This is a genomic window from Streptomyces sp. P5F9, assembly GCF_057961495.1.
Genome location: NZ_JBXVPZ010001060.1, coordinates 1 through 535, shown reverse-complemented (window position 1 = coordinate 535; position 535 = coordinate 1). Strand labels below are relative to the sequence as shown.

The window sequence follows — 535 nt, the reverse complement described above, 5'->3', positions numbered from 1 at the left end:
GGGTGGGGGCGTGCGTGGTCATCCGGCTGATGCGCTCCCGTCGTGCCGGGCGGTGAGGTCGTGGTCATGGCCGAGCACATGCGCGTGCGCTTCGGTTATGGGGGCCGCGTCCATGTGGGGGGCGAGGGTGAAGCGGTCCGTCCCGGTGTCCGGTGTCGTGGGCTGAGCGGTGTAGCGGTGTAGCGCGGTGTCCATGTAGCCGGAGCCCATGTGCGTTGCCGACATGTGGGGCTGGCCTACAGGGGTGGTCGCGTCCAGGGCGGAGGAGTCCGCGTGGAGCGCGTTCATGTAGAGACCGCCTGTGTGGACGCCGGTCGTGTCGGCCCCGTTGGTGTGCGGGACCTCCATGTGGTCCGGCTCCATGTGCGGTGACGCCACCTCACCCCCGTCCAACGGCACCACCCCGTCCGCCGCCTCCGCAGCCTCCATGTGCTGCTGCGCCTCCGCGAGACCGATCCCGCGTTGGAACGCGGCCATCAGGCCCGGGTCGTGGCCGACGGGGTGTTCGGAGTCCTGGCGGGGGGCGGGGCCGTCG

At 71.6% G+C, this 535-nt stretch carries 1 pseudogene; it reads right to left on the bottom strand.

Annotated features, from left to right (window positions below):
- Positions 1 to 18: 18 nt before the first annotated feature.
- Positions 19 to 535 (bottom strand): annotated as a pseudogene (locus AC31A1_RS52385) (ATP-binding protein); the annotation flags it as partial.